This window comes from Streptomyces sp. NPDC057271 (assembly GCF_042668715.1).
GTDB lineage: Bacteria > Actinomycetota > Actinomycetes > Streptomycetales > Streptomycetaceae > Streptomyces.
The window spans coordinates 1-15,122 of record NZ_JBHUYJ010000040.1; the positions used below are offsets into that span (position 1 = coordinate 1).

Below are 15,122 nucleotides of genomic sequence, written 5' to 3' on the forward strand. Positions count from 1 at the left end.
GTCCCCGGCCGCCCCGGGTCCGGCGGCGGCCCCGGCTTCGGCCCGCCGGCGTGGCCGGTGGCCGGACAGGCGGCCCAGCGGGCGTGAGCGGCACGACGAGAAGATCACGGTCTACGTCTCCGCGGAGGAGCTGATGGACCTGGAGCACGCCCGGCTGGTGCTCCGCGGTGAGCACGGCCTGGCCGTGGACCGCGGCCGGATCGTCCGCGAAGCGGTCGCGGTGGTCCTGGCGGACCTGGAGTCCCGGGGCGACGCGAGCATCCTCGTGCGCCGCCTGCGCGGCCGCTGAGGGTAGCCTGCGGGCTGCACGCCCCCTTGCTCCTCCCTGGACCCCGATGCCGCCACCCCCTGCCGAAACGTCCCGCCCCCCGCACCGCCGCGCCCTCGGCCGGGGCCCGGGCACGGCCGCGCCCGCGTCGCGAACCCCCGGGGAACCGGACCCCACGGCGCCAGGGGCCACGTCGGAGGGCGGGGCGACCTCGGATCACCCGCACCTCCCGGCACCGCCCCGGACGGACGAGGTCGAGCCCGCCGCCGACTCCGGCGGGCCCGCCCACCCCGGCAGCCCGGTCGATGCGGCGGACCCCGGCGCTCCCGTCACCACCGCCGACCCTGCCGGACCGGCCCCGGCGGCGGACCCCGGCGCTCCCGTCACCACCGCCGACCGTGCCGGACCGGCCCCGGCCACCGGTCCCGGCGCGGCCCCCGGCCCCGGGGCGCCCCACGGCGCCGGCATGGCGCTCACCGGTCCCGGCGCGCCCGCGATGGCCGGTCCCGGCGCGCCCGCGATGGCCGGGCCCGGCGCTCCCGCCGCGACCGGGCCGGCTGCTCCCGCAACGACCGGGTCGGCCGCTCCCGCAACGACCGGGTCGGCCGCTCCCGCAACGACCGGGCCGGCCGCGCTCGCCGTTTCCGGGCCCGGCGCGCCCGCCATCGGGTCCGCCGCTCCCGGCGCGAGTGGGGACGACGGGCGGTTCACCGTTCGGTTGGCGAACTTCGAGGGACCCTTCGATCTGCTGCTGCAGCTCATCTCCAAGCACAAGCTCGACGTCACCGAAGTCGCCCTCTCCAAGGTCACCGACGAGTTCATGGCGCACATCCGCGCCATGGGGCCCGACTGGGATCTCGATCAGACCACCGAGTTCCTCGTCGTCGCCGCCACGCTGCTCGACCTCAAGGCCGCCCGGCTGCTGCCCGCCGCCGAGGTGGAGGACGAGGCCGATCTCGCTCTCCTGGAGGCGCGGGACCTGCTCTTCGCGCGACTCCTGCAGTACCGCGCGTACAAACAGATCGCCGAGATCTTCAACGAGCGGTGGGAGACCGAGGGCCGTCGGCACCCCCGGACCGTCGGCCTGGAGGCCCATCACGCCGAGCTGCTCCCCGAGGTCGTCATCTCCATCGGCGCCGAGGGCTTCGCCGAGCTCGCGGTGAAGGCCATGCAGCCCAAGGCCAAGCCCCAGGTGTACGTCGACCACATCCACGCCCCCCTCGTCAGCGTCCGTGAGCAGGCCGGCATCGTCGTCGCCCTCCTGCGCGAGCGCGGGAGCGTCAGCTTCCGCGAGCTCGCCGACGGCGCCGGCGACACCCTCACCGTCGTCGCCCGCTTCCTCGCCCTCCTGGAGCTCTACCGGGAGAAGGCCGTCGCCCTCGACCAGGACGACGCCCTCGGCGAGCTGACCGTCACCTGGACGGGCGGTGACCAGGTGACCCAGGTCACCGACGAGTTCGATCAACCCGTGGAGGAGAAGGCATGAGCGACCTCAAGCCCGCCCTCGAAGCCGTCCTCATGGTCGTCGACGAGCCGGCCACCGAGGCCCATCTCGCCAAGGTCCTGGAACGGACCCCGCGCGAGGTCGCCGACGCCCTGCGCGAACTCGCCGACGAGTACACCGTCCAGGGCCGCGGCTTCGAGCTGCGCCTGGTCGCCGGCGGCTGGCGCTTCTACTCCCGCCCCGAGCACGCCGCCGCCGTCGAGGCCTTCGTTCTCGACGGGCAGCAGGCCCGCCTCACCCAGGCGGCCCTGGAGACCCTCGCCGTCGTCGCGTACCGCCAGCCCGTCAGCCGCTCCCGCGTCTCCGCGGTCCGCGGAGTGAACTGCGACGGCGTCATGCGCACCCTCCTCCAGCGCGGTCTCGTGGAGGAGGCGGGCGCGGAACCCGAAACAGGTGCGATCCTGTACAGGACGACGAACTACTTCCTGGAGCGGATGGGCCTGCGCGGCCTGGACGAGCTCCCGGAGCTCGCGCCCTTCCTCCCCGAGGCGGACGCGATCGAGGCGGAGACGCTGGAAGGGGTTCCGTCGTTCGATCCGGACCTTCCGGATCGCGAAGACGCAGACGACAAGACGACGGACATTTGATGCGAAGCAGCAGCGGCAGGAACAGCGGAAACAACGGCGGGAGCCGTGGTGGCAACAGCGGTGGCCGCGGCAATTACCGGGGCGCCGGCAACAGCCGTGACGACCGGCAGGGCGGCGGCAGCGGCCGCCCCCGCAATCCGCGCCCCGAGGAGCGCAAGTACGACGTGGGCGGCTCCGGTGCCCCCTCCGACGGCCCCAAGCGGGGCCGTGGCGCGGCCGCCCGCGGTGGCGCCAAGGGCGGACCGAAGCAGTCGCCGCAGCGCGGTGGCGGCCGTACGGCCCCGGCGCGCTCGCGTGAGTACGACGCCCGTACCGAGGAGCGCAACCGGGAGCGTTACGCGAACAAGCCGGAGGTCAAGACCCCCAAGACCTTCCCCGGCGCCGAGCAGGAGGGCGAGCGGCTGCAGAAGGTGCTCGCCCGCGCCGGCATGGGCTCGCGCCGTGCGTGCGAGGAGCTGATCGAGCAGGCCAGGGTCGAGGTCAACGGCGAGATCGTGCTCGAGCAGGGCATGCGTGTGGACCCGGAGAAGGACGAGATCAAGGTCGACGGCCTGACCGTCGCGACCCAGTCGTACCTCTTCTTCGCGCTGAACAAGCCGGCCGGTGTCGTCTCCACGATGGAGGACCCCGACGGCCGCCAGTGCCTCGGCGACTACGTCACCAACCGCGAGACCCGGCTCTTCCACGTCGGCCGGCTCGACACGGAGACCGAGGGCATCATCCTCCTCACCAACCACGGTGAGCTGGCCCACCGCCTCACGCACCCGAAGTACGGCGTGAAGAAGACCTACCTGGCCGCCATCACCGGTCCGCTGCCCCGTGAGGTCGGCCGACTGCTCAAGGACGGCATCCAGCTGGAGGACGGCTACGCCCGCGCCGACCACTTCCGGGTCGTCGAGCAGACCGGCAAGAACTACCTGGTCGAGGTCACGCTGCACGAGGGTCGCAAGCACATCGTGCGCCGCATGCTTGCCGAGGCGGGCTTCCCCGTCGAGAAGCTGGTCCGCACGGCCTTCGGTCCGATCGGTCTCGGCGACCAGAAGTCGGGCTGGCTGCGCCGTCTGACGAACACCGAGGTCGGCATGCTGATGAAGGAAGTCGGCATGTAACGCCCTCGCCTCACGCGAGGAAGCCCGTGACCGCCCGCCCGGCGGTCACGGGCTTCCTCGCGTGCGCGTTCGTACTTGTGGATCAGCCTCAGCCCCCTTTATAGTCAACATGACTCTTAAGGAGGCGGGCGCTCCCCGTGGAGGCGACGGCATGAAGCAGTACGGACACGGCCTGGTCCTCGGCAGGTTCTACCCGCCGCACGCCGGCCACCACCATCTCGTCCGCACCGCCCGCGACCGCTGCGAGCGCCTCACCGTGCTCGTCTGCGCCTCCTCGGTGGAGAGCCTGACCCTGGAGGACCGCGTCGCCTGGATGCGGGAGATCCACCCCGACGTCCTGGTCGTGGGCGCCGTCGACGACATCCCCGTCGACCTCCTCGATCCCGATGTGTGGGCGGCCCACATGGCCGTCTTCCGGGCCGCGGTGCCCGAGCCGGTCGACGCCGTCTTCACCTCGGAGTCGTACGGAGAGGAGCTCGCCCGCCGCTTCGGCGCCGAGTCCGTCTGCGTCGACCCGGACCGTACGCTCTTCCCCGTCTCCGGCACCGCCGTCCGCAAGGACCCCGTCGGCTGCTGGGACGCCCTCGAACCACCCGTGCGCGCCGCGCTCGCCCGGCGTGTGGTCGTGCTCGGCGCCGAGTCCACCGGCACCACCACCATGGCCCGCGCCCTGACCGACCACTACCGGTCCAGGGGCGGGGTCTGGGCCCGCACCCGCTGCGTACCGGAGTACGGCCGCGAGTTCAGCGAACTCAAGCTCGCCGAACTCCGGGCCCTGCGGCCCGCGGCCACCTGGGAGGACGTCACCTTCCACTCCGAGGACTTCCCGCTCATCGCCCTGCGCCAGGCCGAGCTGGAGGAGGCGGCCGCGCGCACCGGGTCTCCGGTGCTCTTCTGCGACACCGACGCCTTCGCCACCACCATCTGGCACGAGCGGTACCTGGGCACCACCAGCCCCGCGGTCGGCGAGATCGCCGCCCACAGCCGGCAGCACCTGTGGCTGCTGACCGACCACGAGGGCGTGGCGTGCGAGGACGACGGGCTGCGGGACGGAGAACATCTGCGGCCCTGGATGACGGCCCGCTTCCACACCCAGCTCTCCCGCACCGGCCGACGCACGGCCGTGCTCACCGGGCCGCACGAGGAGCGGCTCGCGGCGGCGATCGCCGCCGTGGACGCCCTGCTCGCCGAGGGCTGGAACCTCGCCGATCCTCCCCCTGCCTTCGGTGGGGAGATCGGACCCTCGACCCCCATGCCGGAGCGCCGATGACCCCTCCCCGGGCACCCGAGGGCTACGACCCTCCCCCGGCCCCCGGCCGGGGGGACCCCCATCTCGCTCCGCCGGCCTTCGAGCCGTTCGCCGTCGCCGTCGACCTCGCCGTCTTCACCCTCCGCGAGGAACGGCTCCACGTGCTGCTCGTCGAACGCGGCCGGAACCCCTACTTCGGGGCGTGGGCGCTGCCCGGCGGCTTCGTCCTGCCCCGCGAGTCCGCGGAGGCCGCCGCGCGCCGCGAACTGGCCGAGGAGACCGGTCTCTCCGAGGACACCGTCGCCGGACTCCACCTCGAACAACTGCGGACGTACAGCGAACCGGACCGCGACCCGCGGATGCGGGTCGTCTCGGTCGCCTTCGCCGCGCTCGTCCCTGACGCCCCCGAACCGCGCGGCGGCGGCGACGCGGCGCGGGCGAGCTGGATGCCGTACGGGACGCGAGGCGCTTACGGCGCCCTCGCCTTCGACCACGACCGGATCCTCGCCGACGCCCACGACCGGGTCGGCGCCAAGCTGGAGTACAGCTGCCTCGCCACCGCCTTCTGCCCGCCGGAGTTCACGATCGGCGAGCTGCGGCAGGTGTACGAGACGGTCTGGGGCGTCGAACTCGACCGCCCCAACTTCCGGCGCAAGGTCCTCGCCACGCCCGGCTTCGTCCAGGCCGTGGAAGGACCACCGCGCCTCACCGGCGGACGGGGGAAACCGGCCGCTCTCTACCGGGCGGGCGAGGCCACGGCCCTCCACCCGCCGTTGCTGCGACCGGAAGGACGATCCACATGACGATGCACGCGACGAAGCAGGCCGCCACCGGCTCCCTGATCGGGCTGGCGCTCGGTGACGCGCTGGGCTTCCCGACCGAGTTCAACGACGTGCCGTCGATCCTGGCGAAGTTCGGCCCGTGGCGGCAGATGGAGCTGCCGGTGAGGAGCGGTAAGGCGTACGTCACGGACGACACGCAGATGACCCTCGCCCTGGGACGGGGCATCCGCACGGCCATGGACCGGGGTGTCCTCGCTCCGCTCCGACTCGCGCGGCCGGTCCGCGAGGAGTTCGTCGACTGGTACCACTCTCCGGAGAACAACCGGGCGCCGGGCAACACGTGCCTGCGCGCCTGTGAGCTCCTCGACAGCGACCGTCGCTGGCAGGAGGCCAGCCAGATCCACTCCAAGGGCTGCGGTGCCAACATGCGCGTCGCGCCGCTCGGTCTCGTGCCCGGACTGAGCGAGGAACAGCGGTCCGGCGCCGCCCAGCTCCAGTCGGCGCTCACGCACGGCCACCCCACCGCCCTCGCCGCCTCCGACCTGACGGCCCGTGCGGTGTACCTGCTGACCCAGGGCGTCGACCCGACCGGCCTGGTGGGGCACCTGCGCTCGTACGCGTACGAGAACCGGTCGGTCTACCGCGAGAGCTGGCTCGGCGACCTGTGGACCCGCTCCCAGGACCCCTCCGCCCGGCACTTCATCGAGCGTGGCTGGGACGAGTGCCTGGCCGTCCTGGAGAAGCTGCACGCCGTGCAGCGCACCGCGGATCCGGAACTCGACCCCTGCACGTACACGGGCGACGGCTGGATCGCCGAAGAGGCCCTGGCCACAGGCCTCCTCTGCTTCCTGCTCTTCCCCGAGGACCCCGTCACGGCCCTCCGCCGCGCCGCCTGCACGCGCGGCGACTCGGACTCGATCGCCTCCCTGACGGGCGCCTTCGCGGGCGCCCACCTCGGCGCGAGCGCGTGGCCGAAGGCGTGGGAGGAGCGGATCGAGTACCGCAGCGAACTCCTGACCCTGGGCGCCCTCTGGGACGCATGAGCACCCTGGCAAGCTGACGCCATGACCGTCACCTCCGTGCCCGAAGTCGACCTCGCCACCGTGGTCGCCGAGCAGCCCGACCCCCTGGTCTTCGCCACCGTCTCGGGCGCCCATCTCTACGGGTTCCCGTCCCGTGACTCGGACGTGGACCTGCGCGGCGCGCACCGTCTGCCGGTGGAGAGCCTGATCGGGCTGCGCGAGCCCGAAGAGACGCGCAGCCGTATGTGGGACCGGGACGGGGTGGAGATGGACCTGGTCACGCACGACGTGCGGAAGTTCGTCCGGCTGATGCTGCGCCGCAACGGCTACGTGCTGGAGCAACTTCTCTCCCCGCTCGTCGTCCACACCTCCGAGGCCCACGCCGAGCTGATCTCGCTGGCGCCGCGTGTACTCACCAGCCACCACGCGCACCACTACCGGGGGTTCGCCGGGACGCAGTGGCGCCTGTTCGAGAAGACGGGGGAACTGAAGCCGCTGCTCTACACCTTCCGGGCACTGCTCACCGGCATCCATCTGATGCGCTCCGGCGAGATCCAGGCGCATCTCCCCACGCTCCTCGGGGAGGTCGCCGAGGCGCCCGCGTACGTGGGGGAGCTGATCGAGGCGAAGGCGGCGGCCGAGCACGGGGCCGCGGAGGTCGACCCGGCGCGCGTGCGGGACGACGTGGAGGCACTGCACGGCCGGCTGGACGCCGCGCAGGCCGCGACGGCGCTCGGCACGGAGGCTCCGGGGGCTCTGGACGGGCTGCACGACCTCGTCGTGCGGCTTCGGCTAGAGGGAGCGTAGGGCCGAGGCGCGGCGGGCGCGGATCAGGAAGTCCTCGACGCGCGCGTGGTCCGGGACGGCCGGGAGGGGGGAGTGGGTGGCCGCGGCGTCGGCCTCCTCGGTGAGGCGGGTCATCCAGGACTCGACCTCTTCCCAGGGGACCTCCCCGCGCTTCACCGCCAGCAGGCGGTCGCGGTCGGTGCCGACGTGGATGGTCAGCTCCCCGGTGCGCAGCAGGTCGCGGCAGCTCATCAGCAGCCGCAGCAGATGCATCGCGTGTTTCCAGCGCGGGTGACCGTACTGGCGGACGTCCGCGTCGAGCTTCCTGCGCTGCCCGCCCGCGTACCGGACGAAGGTCTGGTGCGCCTGGCGGGAGAGGAACGCCTCGCGCAGCGCGACCAGTTCGCGACCGGTCTCGTCGATGTGCTCGACCACGGGGGAGTGCAGGCACTCCAGGACGTTCGGATTCGCGCGCAGTGCCAGCTCGCAGAAGCGTTCCAGCTCCCAGCTGAACTGCTCCTCCGCGGGCCCCTCCACGTGCGCCGGCGGCTTGTCGAAGCGCCAGAAGAGCGGGGTCGGGGCGAGGAAGACGCCCCGGCGGTCGGTGTCGCTGTCCTCGGTCTCCAGACCGAAGGCGCGCGACCCCATGACGCAGGAGTAGATCGTGTGGTCGCGCACCAGGTCTGCCGAAGTCATGCGGGCCAGGCTACGCGAGGGTGATGGAGTCCCCCGAGACGGTGATCTCCTCGGCCGGGAGCGGGCGCGTGGCCGGTCCGTTGACCACCGAGCCGTCCGTGATGCGGAACCTGGAGCCGTGGCACGCGCAGTCGATCGTGCCGTTCTCGACCTTGGCGACGGTGCAGCCCTGGTGGGTGCAGATCGCCGAGAACGCCTTGAAGTCGTCCGCCGTCGGCTGGGTGACGACGATCTTCTCCTCCTTGAAGATCGTGCCGCCGCCGACCGGGATGTCGGACGTCTGCGCGAGCGCGTCCTCGGCCCGCGACGCGGTCGGGGACCTGGTGGGCTCCTCCGCCGACGTCGTCGGCGCGGCGGTGGTCTCCGTGCCCGGGGCCGTCGGACTGGCGGTCGTACCGCCGTCCGTGTCGCCGTCGGAGCCGCAGCCGGTGGCCAGGGCGGCGACGGAGCCCGCACCGGCCATCAGCACGGTACGGCGGGGCGTGGTGTCAGGAGTCATGCCGTACAGCTTGGTCGCACGCCCCGGCCGGGGTGCACAACACGCCTAGACCCAGGGGGTCAGCTCCCTCGCACGGCCGTCGGAGTCACGGCGCACCTCGTGGACCGCCGTGACGGCCGCCCGGTCGACGGGCCCGTAGACGTGGGGGAAGAGCACGTCCTCCGAGCCCTCCCAGCGGACCTCGGCGTTCAGCAGGGTCTCGTCGATGAACAGGACGAGGAGCGGACCGTACACGTCCCGGTAGTGGGCGTCCGCGACCGTCAGGGCCGCCGTCTCGTCCGGCGAGCAGTGGACGAAGCCCTCGGAGGACAGCGAGGGCGGGGCGTAGGGGCGATCGGGATCGGCGGACCATTCGTCCAGCGGTACGACGTGCAGCAGCATGCCGACAGTTGTACCGCGCCCGCCCGCACCCCCGACTACCCCGAGTGGCGACGCTGTCAGGTCTGAGTGACATTGACCGTGTTTCGTACGGGACGAAAGGGCGGGACGACGGCGGGAGCGATCATCGGGCAGCAGCAGCTCTGATTCGACCCCGCGGCGCCCCTCGTCTCGGAAGGCGGGCGCCGCGACGGCAGGTCCGCCGGGCTGACTAGGCTGATCGGAGCACTCTCGCAGGATTTCGCAGGTCAGGTAAGGAGCACGACGTGGCGGTACGAGCGGTCCGAGGCGCCGTCCAGCTGGAACGGGACGAGGCCGGACACATGAGCGAGCAGGTCGAGGAGCTGCTCACCGCCGTCCTGGAACGCAACGGGCTCACCGCCGACGACCTGATCAGCATCTGGTTCACGGCCACGCCCGACCTGCACAGCGACTTCCCGGCCGCGGCCGCCCGCCGGATCGGCATCGTCGACGTGCCGCTGATCTGCGCGCAGGAGCTGGACATCGAGGGTGCCATGCCGAGGGTCGTACGCCTCCTCGCCCACGTCGAGTCGGAGCTGCCCAAGTCCGCGATCGCGCATGTGTACCTCGGTGCCGCGGCCGCCCTGCGCAAGGACATCGCCCAGTGAGAACCGCGCTCGTCATCGGAACCGGCCTGATCGGCACCTCGGCCGCGCTCGCGCTCGCCGGGCGCGGCATCGCCGTCCACCTCCGCGACCACGACCCGGCACGCGCGCGTACGGCGGCGGCGCTCGGCGCCGGCACGGACGAGGCGCCCGAGGGACCCGTCGACCTCGTGATCGTCGCCGTACCCCCGGCGCACGTGGCCGCCACGCTGGCCGCGGCCATGCGGGAGCGGGCCGCGCGCGGCTACCTGGACGTGGCGAGCGTCAAGGGCGGCCCGAAGCGGGAGCTGGAGGAGCTGGGGCTCGACCTCACCGCGTACATCGGGACGCACCCGATGTCCGGCAAGGAACGCTCCGGCCCGCTGGCCGGGAGCGCGGACCTCTTCGAGGGGCGGCCCTGGGTCCTCACGCCGACCCGGGACACCGACACCGAGGTCCTGAACCTGGCCCTGGAGCTGGTCGCGCTCTGCCGCGCCGTCCCGGTCGTCATGGACGCGGACGCCCACGACCGCGCGGTCGCGCTCGTCTCGCACACCCCGCAGCTCGTCTCCTCGATGGTCGCCGCGCGCCTGGAGGAGGCGGACGAGACGGCGGTACGGCTCTGTGGGCAGGGCATTCGTGACGTCACGCGGATCGCCGCCTCCGACCCGCGCATGTGGGTCGACATCCTCTCGGCGAACCCCGGGCCGGTCGCTGACGTCCTCTCCGGGGTCGCGGCGGACCTGGACGAGACGGTCCGGGCACTGCGCTCGCTCCAGTCCACCGACGAGGAGAAGCGCCGCGAGGGCACGAGCGGCGTCGAGGACGTCCTGCGTCGTGGCAACGCCGGACGCGCACGGGTCCCGGGCAAGCACGGCGCGGCGCCGGCGCAGTACGAGACCGTCGCCGTCCTCATCAGCGACCAGCCCGGCGAGCTGGCCCGCATCTTCGCGGACGCCGACCGGGCGGGCGTCAACATCGAGGACGTCCGCATCGAGCACGCGACCGGGCAGCAGGCCGGTCACGTCCAGCTCATGGTCGAACCCGCGGCGGCCCCCACGCTGGGCGCGGCACTGAGGGAGCGGGGCTGGGCGCTCAGGACGGGGTGACGAAGGGCCGGGGCGGCCGTGCGCTCGGGACCGTCCGCGACCGCTCGGCCGAACGGGTTCCCTGGACTCGGTAACCTTGTGTAGGCCGCGCACGTCCGCGAGGCCGCACCCGCTCACCCCAGGAAGGTGTTCCCCACCGTGGAAACCGTGATCGTAGCCATCGACGGGCCCTCCGGCACGGGCAAGTCGAGCACCTCGAAGGCGGTCGCCGCCAAGCTGGGGCTGAGCTACCTGGACACCGGTGCGCAGTACCGGGCGATCACCTGGTGGATGATCAGCAACGGCGTCGACACCGACGACGCCGAGGCCGTCGCCAACGCCGCCGCCAAACCCTTCATCGTCTCCGGCACCGACCCGGCCCGGCCGACGATCACCGTGGACGGCGCCGACGCCGCCGGACCGATCCGTACCGAAGAGGTCACCTCCAAGGTCAGCGCCGTCAGCGCCGTCCCCGAGGTCCGGGCCCGGATCACCGAACTGCAGCGGTCCATCGCCAAGGAGGCCAAGGGCGGCATCGTCGTCGAGGGCCGGGACATCGGCACCACGGTCCTCCCCGACGCCGACCTCAAGATCTTCCTCACCGCCTCGCCCGAGGCCCGTGCCGCCCGCCGCTCCGGCGAGCTCAAGGGCGTCGACGTGGCCGCCACCCAGCAGGCCCTGATCAAGCGGGACGCGGCCGACTCCAGCCGTAAGACCTCCCCGCTCGCCAAGGCCGGCGACGCGGTCGAGGTCGACACCACCGAGCTGACGCTCGACCAGGTCATCGAGTGCGTCGTGACGCTGGTGGAGGAGAAGAGGGCGGCCGCGCAGTGACACAGCCCTCCCTGAGGGGCGCCGCGGTCGGGCGGGGCATCGGCATCGGGCTGATGTACGGCCTGTGGAGACCGCGCGTCCTCGGTGCCTGGCGCGTGCCGGCCACCGGACCCGTCATCTTCGCCGTCAATCACGCGCACAACATCGACGGACCCATGCTCATGGGCACGGCCCCCCGGCCGGTGCACTTCCTGATCAAGAAGGAAGCGTTCGTCGGGCCGCTCGGACCCTTCCTGGAGGGCATCGGGCAGCTCAAGGTCGACCGGTCCACGGCCGACCGAGGCGCGATAGGGAACGCGCTGGGCGTCCTCGAACACGGCGGCGTCCTCGGGATCTTCCCCGAGGGCACCCGCGGCGAGGGCGACTTCGCCTCCCTGCGCGCCGGCCTCGCCTACTTCGCCCTCCGCAGCGGGGCGCCCATCGTTCCGGTGGCCGTCCTGGGAAGTTCCGAGCGCCGCGGACGGTTGGTCAAGGCACTGCCCCCGCTGCGCAGCCGTGTCGACGTCGTCTTCGGTGACGCGTTCCAGGCCGGGGACGGCAGCGGGCGGCGGACCCGCAAGGCGTTGGACGACGCCACCGTACGTATTCAGGAGCGGCTGACCGGCCACCTGAAGGACGCCAGGCGCCTCACCGGGCGCTGAGCGAGACTCTGAGTAGTGGGCCCCGGGGCTCGGGGACCCACCGACCACGAATGATCAAGGAACGGACTTCATGAACGACCAGCACGACCACGGGGCACTTGGCGACGCCGAGTACGCGGAGTTCATGGAGCTCGCCGCGGAAGAGGGCTTCGACATCGAGGAGGTCGAAGGCGCGATCGAGGAGGCCGGGCACGGCCCGCTCCCCGTCCTCGCCGTCGTCGGCCGCCCCAATGTCGGCAAGTCGACCCTGGTGAACCGGATCATCGGCCGCCGCGAGGCCGTCGTCGAGGACAAGCCCGGCGTCACCCGCGACCGCGTGACCTACGAGGCCGAGTGGGCCGGACGCCGCTTCAAGGTCGTCGACACCGGCGGCTGGGAGCAGGACGTCCTCGGCATCGACGCCTCCGTCGCCGCCCAGGCCGAGTACGCCATCGAGGCCGCCGACGCCTGTGTCTTCGTCGTGGACGCCACCGTCGGCGCCACCGACACCGACGAGGCCGTCGTCAAGCTGCTGCGCCGCGCCGGCAAGCCCGTCGTCCTCTGCGCCAACAAGGTCGACGGCCCCTCCGGCGAGGCCGACGCGACCGCCCTGTGGTCCCTGGGCCTCGGCGAGCCGTACCCGGTCTCCTCGCTGCACGGCCGCGGTACGGGCGACATGCTCGACGCCGTCCTGGAGGCCCTTCCCGAGGCCCCCGCGCAGACCTTCGGCAACGCGATCGGCGGCCCCCGCCGGATCGCCCTCATCGGCCGCCCGAACGTCGGCAAGTCCTCGCTCCTGAACAAGGTCGCCAACGAGGACCGCGTGGTCGTCAACGAGCTGGCGGGCACCACCCGTGACCCGGTCGACGAGCTGATCGAGCTCGGCGGCAAGACCTGGAAGTTCGTGGACACCGCCGGTATCCGCAAGAAGGTCCACCTCCAGGAGGGCGCCGACTACTACGCCTCCCTGCGGACCGCCGCCGCGGTCGAGAAGGCCGAGGTCGCCGTCGTCCTGATCGACACCACGGACAACATCTCGGTCCAGGACCAGCGCATCATCACGATGGCGGTCGAGTCCGGCCGCGCGCTCGTCATCGCCTACAACAAGTGGGACGAGCTCGACGAGGAGCGGCGCTACTACCTGGAGCGCGAGATCGAGACCGAGATGCAGCAGGTCTCCTGGGCGCCCCGGGTCAACGTCTCCGCCAAGACGGGCCGCCACATGGACAAGCTCGTCCCGGCCATCGAGACCGCGCTCGCCGGTTGGGAGACCCGTGTCCCCACCGGCCGGCTGAACGCCTTCCTCGGCGAGCTGGTCGCCGCCCACCCGCACCCGATCCGCGGCGGCAAGCAGCCCCGCATCCTGTTCGGTACGCAGGCGGGCACCAAGCCGCCCCGGTTCGTGCTCTTCGCCTCCGGCTTCCTGGAGGCGGGCTACCGCCGCTTCGTCGAGCGCCGCCTGCGTGAGGAGTTCGGCTTCGAGGGCACGCCGATCCACATCTCGGTGCGGGTCCGCGAGAAGCGAGGCCGCAAGAAGTAGCCATGGCATGAGTGCCGTGGCGTGCGTACGGCGGAGGGGCGGGGGGGGGGGTTCCCGACCCCCCCCCTCCGTTTCCTCCTCCCCGAAGCCCCCCGCCCCCCCGGCCCCCCCCCCACCCCCCCCACCGCCCCTCCGGGAGATCCCGGGATACGCGGGCCCCCTACAGGCCCCTGCGGGGGCCCGGCGGGAGGGCGGCCGGAACGTGGTGCTGCGCCGACCACGCCACCGGATGCGCGGCAGGCCGGTGTCCGTGGCTCCCGTGGAGCCCCCTGCTCACCGGCGCCCCGAAGGCCCGGAAGCCGAGGTCCTCCTCGCCGCTGCGGTCACCCGGCAGTGTGCGGAAGGACCGGCGGTACTCCGAGTACAGAGCGTCGTAGATCGGCGTCGCCGACTGGCCTGACGTGACGTCCTGCGCCGGGCGCATGGACGGGATCTGACTCGGATAGGGCTGGTGGGTTGGGTCGTATGTGTGCACGTACGTGCCAACGACCCCGCCCTCCGTCGGATGCGGTCGGCTCTCCGAAAGAGACGGCCGCCGGGGCCTGGGCACGGTCGGGCCCACGGGGACCCACGCCGGTCCTATGCCCGCACGACCGTGCTCCGTCACGTGCCGGCCAGCGGCATCGCGGCTGCTACCAGACGCCCGTTGGCCGCGGCCTTCTCCAGGGCGTCCCGCAGCAGGTCCTCGCGCGGCTGCTGGCCGATCGAACCGACGGGGGCGGCGAAGACCAGGACCGTGTGCGACTTGTTGGCCGCCGCGCGCCAGCCCTCGGTGACCTGGAGCGGCTGGTGCGCCTGCCACCAGGCGGCCTGGCCGGTGCCGCCCGTACCCGGCTGGAGCACGGAGTGCAGCTGGCCCATGGCCACGAGCACGGACCAGCCGGGGAGGGTGCCCGGCTTCTGGTTCACGTCGGCGATCGGCTGGAAGCCCTGCTCGATCAGGAGCGGCAGGAACTCGTCGCTCAGCCCGTCCGTGCCCGGGCGGGCGACCGGCGCGGTCGGTTCGACGACCAGGGCCGGGTGCAGCTCGCCCTCGATCAGGACGAGCCCGCTGGTGACCCCCAGGACCGCCTGCTCGGGGTGGGCGGCGCTCAGCTCGTCCGCCGCGTCGGTGGCCGCGATGGAGCGGACGGCGCCCTGGAGCTGCTCCTCGGCGACCTTCACCACCTGGGACGGGATGCAGCTGGCGTGGGCGAACGCCAGGACAGCGGTCTCCTCGCCGACGAACAGCACCGTGCTCGTGCGCTCCTGCTCGGAGTCGCCCGGCGTGCGGCAGGAGGTGCAGTCGTAGCTGCCCGGGGCGTTGTCGCCGGCCAGCAGCCGGTCGGCTTCTTCGTCGCCGATCTCGGCGCGTACGTCCTCGCTGACGTCGAGCATGCGCGGCACGGGGGACTCCCTGGACTCGGTGCGTGCGACGCCGGGCGGTTCCCGGCTCGTCTCATGCCGAGTTCAACGGGGAAGGCTCGGCCGGGGTCACGCGTCCGGGTGCGGCAACTTGTGTGACTCCGACCGGGTGGGTGATGCCCGCCCTCCCGCGCGGCACGGGACCTGCGGG

17 protein-coding genes and 1 pseudogene are annotated in these 15,122 nt (G+C 72.7%); 13 read left to right on the forward strand and 5 right to left on the reverse strand.

Annotated features, from left to right (window positions below):
• The 8 genes and pseudogenes from ACFUJR_RS19675 to ACFUJR_RS19710 all read left to right on the forward strand — a co-directional run.
• Positions 1 to 289, forward strand: a pseudogene (locus tag ACFUJR_RS19675) (hypothetical protein); the annotation flags it as partial.
• 46 nt (positions 290 to 335) lie between these two features.
• Positions 336 to 1,754 carry a segregation and condensation protein A gene (locus ACFUJR_RS19680; protein WP_383450591.1) on the forward strand — a complete coding sequence of 473 codons (1,419 nt, stop codon included), beginning with the start codon at positions 336 to 338 and terminating at the stop codon, positions 1,752 to 1,754.
• Entirely contained in the window at positions 1,751 to 2,359 is a 609-nt protein-coding gene (gene scpB, locus ACFUJR_RS19685) for an SMC-Scp complex subunit ScpB (protein ID WP_361765382.1), read from the forward strand. Before ACFUJR_RS19680 ends, scpB begins: the two co-directional genes overlap by 4 nt.
• On the forward strand, positions 2,359 to 3,468 hold the full coding sequence (locus ACFUJR_RS19690; protein ID WP_383172791.1) for a pseudouridine synthase: 1,110 nt from the start codon (positions 2,359 to 2,361) through the stop codon (positions 3,466 to 3,468). Before scpB ends, ACFUJR_RS19690 begins: the two co-directional genes overlap by 1 nt.
• Before the next feature lie 151 nt (positions 3,469 to 3,619).
• Entirely contained in the window at positions 3,620 to 4,738 is a 1,119-nt protein-coding gene (locus ACFUJR_RS19695; protein ID WP_383179208.1) for an AAA family ATPase, read from the forward strand.
• Positions 4,735 to 5,520 (forward strand): NUDIX domain-containing protein, encoded by a 786-nt coding sequence (locus ACFUJR_RS19700; protein ID WP_383179211.1) that lies wholly within the window; start codon positions 4,735 to 4,737, stop codon positions 5,518 to 5,520. Before ACFUJR_RS19695 ends, ACFUJR_RS19700 begins: the two co-directional genes overlap by 4 nt.
• Positions 5,517 to 6,542: an ADP-ribosylglycohydrolase family protein gene (locus ACFUJR_RS19705; RefSeq protein ID WP_383179214.1), complete on the forward strand. Its 1,026-nt coding sequence runs from the start codon at positions 5,517 to 5,519 to the stop codon at positions 6,540 to 6,542. The genes ACFUJR_RS19700 and ACFUJR_RS19705 overlap by 4 nt, the downstream gene beginning before the upstream one ends.
• Before the next feature lie 21 nt (positions 6,543 to 6,563).
• On the forward strand, positions 6,564 to 7,328 hold the full coding sequence (locus ACFUJR_RS19710) for a DNA polymerase beta superfamily protein (protein WP_383179217.1): 765 nt from the start codon (positions 6,564 to 6,566) through the stop codon (positions 7,326 to 7,328).
• On the opposite strand, the gene ACFUJR_RS19715 is transcribed toward ACFUJR_RS19710, so the two are convergent.
• The 3 genes from ACFUJR_RS19715 to ACFUJR_RS19725 are packed head-to-tail and all read right to left on the reverse strand — an operon-like array spanning position 7,314 to position 8,883.
• Positions 7,314 to 8,003 carry a DNA polymerase beta superfamily protein gene (locus ACFUJR_RS19715; RefSeq protein ID WP_383179220.1) on the reverse strand — a complete coding sequence of 230 codons (690 nt, stop codon included), beginning with the start codon at positions 8,001 to 8,003 and terminating at the stop codon, positions 7,314 to 7,316. The two genes, ACFUJR_RS19710 and ACFUJR_RS19715, sit on opposite strands and share 15 nt — an antisense overlap.
• 10 nt (positions 8,004 to 8,013) lie before the next feature.
• A complete protein-coding gene (locus ACFUJR_RS19720; protein ID WP_383179223.1) occupies positions 8,014 to 8,502 on the reverse strand; it encodes a Rieske (2Fe-2S) protein in 489 nt (162 codons plus the stop codon).
• A gap of 45 nt (positions 8,503 to 8,547) precedes the next feature.
• Entirely contained in the window at positions 8,548 to 8,883 is a 336-nt protein-coding gene (locus ACFUJR_RS19725) for a DUF952 domain-containing protein (RefSeq protein ID WP_383179226.1), read from the reverse strand.
• A 263-nt stretch (positions 8,884 to 9,146) separates the two neighbouring features.
• Here ACFUJR_RS19725 and aroH point away from each other — a divergent pair, with 263 nt between their 5' ends.
• From aroH to der, 5 genes are all read left to right on the forward strand, one after another.
• The gene (aroH, locus tag ACFUJR_RS19730) at positions 9,147 to 9,509 is read left to right on the forward strand and encodes a chorismate mutase (RefSeq protein ID WP_383179229.1); all 363 of its coding nucleotides are present in this window, start codon (positions 9,147 to 9,149) and stop codon (positions 9,507 to 9,509) included.
• Complete coding sequence (locus tag ACFUJR_RS19735) at positions 9,506 to 10,594, forward strand: prephenate dehydrogenase (RefSeq protein ID WP_383179231.1); 1,089 nt, start codon at positions 9,506 to 9,508, stop codon at positions 10,592 to 10,594. Before aroH ends, ACFUJR_RS19735 begins: the two co-directional genes overlap by 4 nt.
• A 126-nt stretch (positions 10,595 to 10,720) precedes the next feature.
• Positions 10,721 to 11,407, forward strand: a complete 687-nt coding sequence (gene cmk / locus ACFUJR_RS19740) for a (d)CMP kinase (RefSeq protein ID WP_383179234.1) — start codon at positions 10,721 to 10,723, stop codon at positions 11,405 to 11,407.
• A 53-nt stretch (positions 11,408 to 11,460) separates the two neighbouring features.
• Positions 11,461 to 12,048: a lysophospholipid acyltransferase family protein gene (locus tag ACFUJR_RS19745; protein ID WP_383179239.1), complete on the forward strand. Its 588-nt coding sequence runs from the start codon at positions 11,461 to 11,463 to the stop codon at positions 12,046 to 12,048.
• Positions 12,049 to 12,118: 70 nt separating this feature from the next.
• Positions 12,119 to 13,567: a ribosome biogenesis GTPase Der gene (gene der, locus ACFUJR_RS19750; protein ID WP_383179237.1), complete on the forward strand. Its 1,449-nt coding sequence runs from the start codon at positions 12,119 to 12,121 to the stop codon at positions 13,565 to 13,567.
• A gap of 160 nt (positions 13,568 to 13,727) precedes the next feature.
• On the opposite strand, the gene ACFUJR_RS19755 is transcribed toward der, so the two are convergent.
• Together ACFUJR_RS19755 and ACFUJR_RS19760 are read right to left on the reverse strand one after the other, a co-directional pair.
• The gene (locus ACFUJR_RS19755) at positions 13,728 to 14,042 is read right to left on the reverse strand and encodes a hypothetical protein (protein ID WP_383175375.1); all 315 of its coding nucleotides are present in this window, start codon (positions 14,040 to 14,042) and stop codon (positions 13,728 to 13,730) included.
• Positions 14,043 to 14,170: 128 nt separating this feature from the next.
• Positions 14,171 to 14,953, reverse strand: a complete 783-nt coding sequence (locus ACFUJR_RS19760) for a hypothetical protein (RefSeq protein WP_361439249.1) — start codon at positions 14,951 to 14,953, stop codon at positions 14,171 to 14,173.
• Positions 14,954 to 15,122 lie beyond the last annotated feature (169 nt).

Coding starts and splice junctions, on each gene's coding strand:
- ACFUJR_RS19710 (WP_383179217.1), top strand. CDS start 6,564: ATGACCGTCACCTCCGTGCCCGAAGTCGACCTCGCCACCGTGGTCGCC.
- der (WP_383179237.1), top strand. CDS start 12,119: ATGAACGACCAGCACGACCACGGGGCACTTGGCGACGCCGAGTACGCG.
- ACFUJR_RS19690 (WP_383172791.1), top strand. CDS start 2,359: ATGCGAAGCAGCAGCGGCAGGAACAGCGGAAACAACGGCGGGAGCCGT.
- ACFUJR_RS19695 (WP_383179208.1), top strand. CDS start 3,620: ATGAAGCAGTACGGACACGGCCTGGTCCTCGGCAGGTTCTACCCGCCG.
- ACFUJR_RS19680 (WP_383450591.1), top strand. CDS start 336: ATGCCGCCACCCCCTGCCGAAACGTCCCGCCCCCCGCACCGCCGCGCC.
- ACFUJR_RS19700 (WP_383179211.1), top strand. CDS start 4,735: ATGACCCCTCCCCGGGCACCCGAGGGCTACGACCCTCCCCCGGCCCCC.
- ACFUJR_RS19720 (WP_383179223.1), bottom strand. CDS start 8,502: ATGACTCCTGACACCACGCCCCGCCGTACCGTGCTGATGGCCGGTGCG.
- ACFUJR_RS19725 (WP_383179226.1), bottom strand. CDS start 8,883: ATGCTGCTGCACGTCGTACCGCTGGACGAATGGTCCGCCGATCCCGAT.
- scpB (WP_361765382.1), top strand. CDS start 1,751: ATGAGCGACCTCAAGCCCGCCCTCGAAGCCGTCCTCATGGTCGTCGAC.
- ACFUJR_RS19705 (WP_383179214.1), top strand. CDS start 5,517: ATGACGATGCACGCGACGAAGCAGGCCGCCACCGGCTCCCTGATCGGG.
- ACFUJR_RS19745 (WP_383179239.1), top strand. CDS start 11,461: ATGTACGGCCTGTGGAGACCGCGCGTCCTCGGTGCCTGGCGCGTGCCG.
- ACFUJR_RS19715 (WP_383179220.1), bottom strand. CDS start 8,003: ATGACTTCGGCAGACCTGGTGCGCGACCACACGATCTACTCCTGCGTC.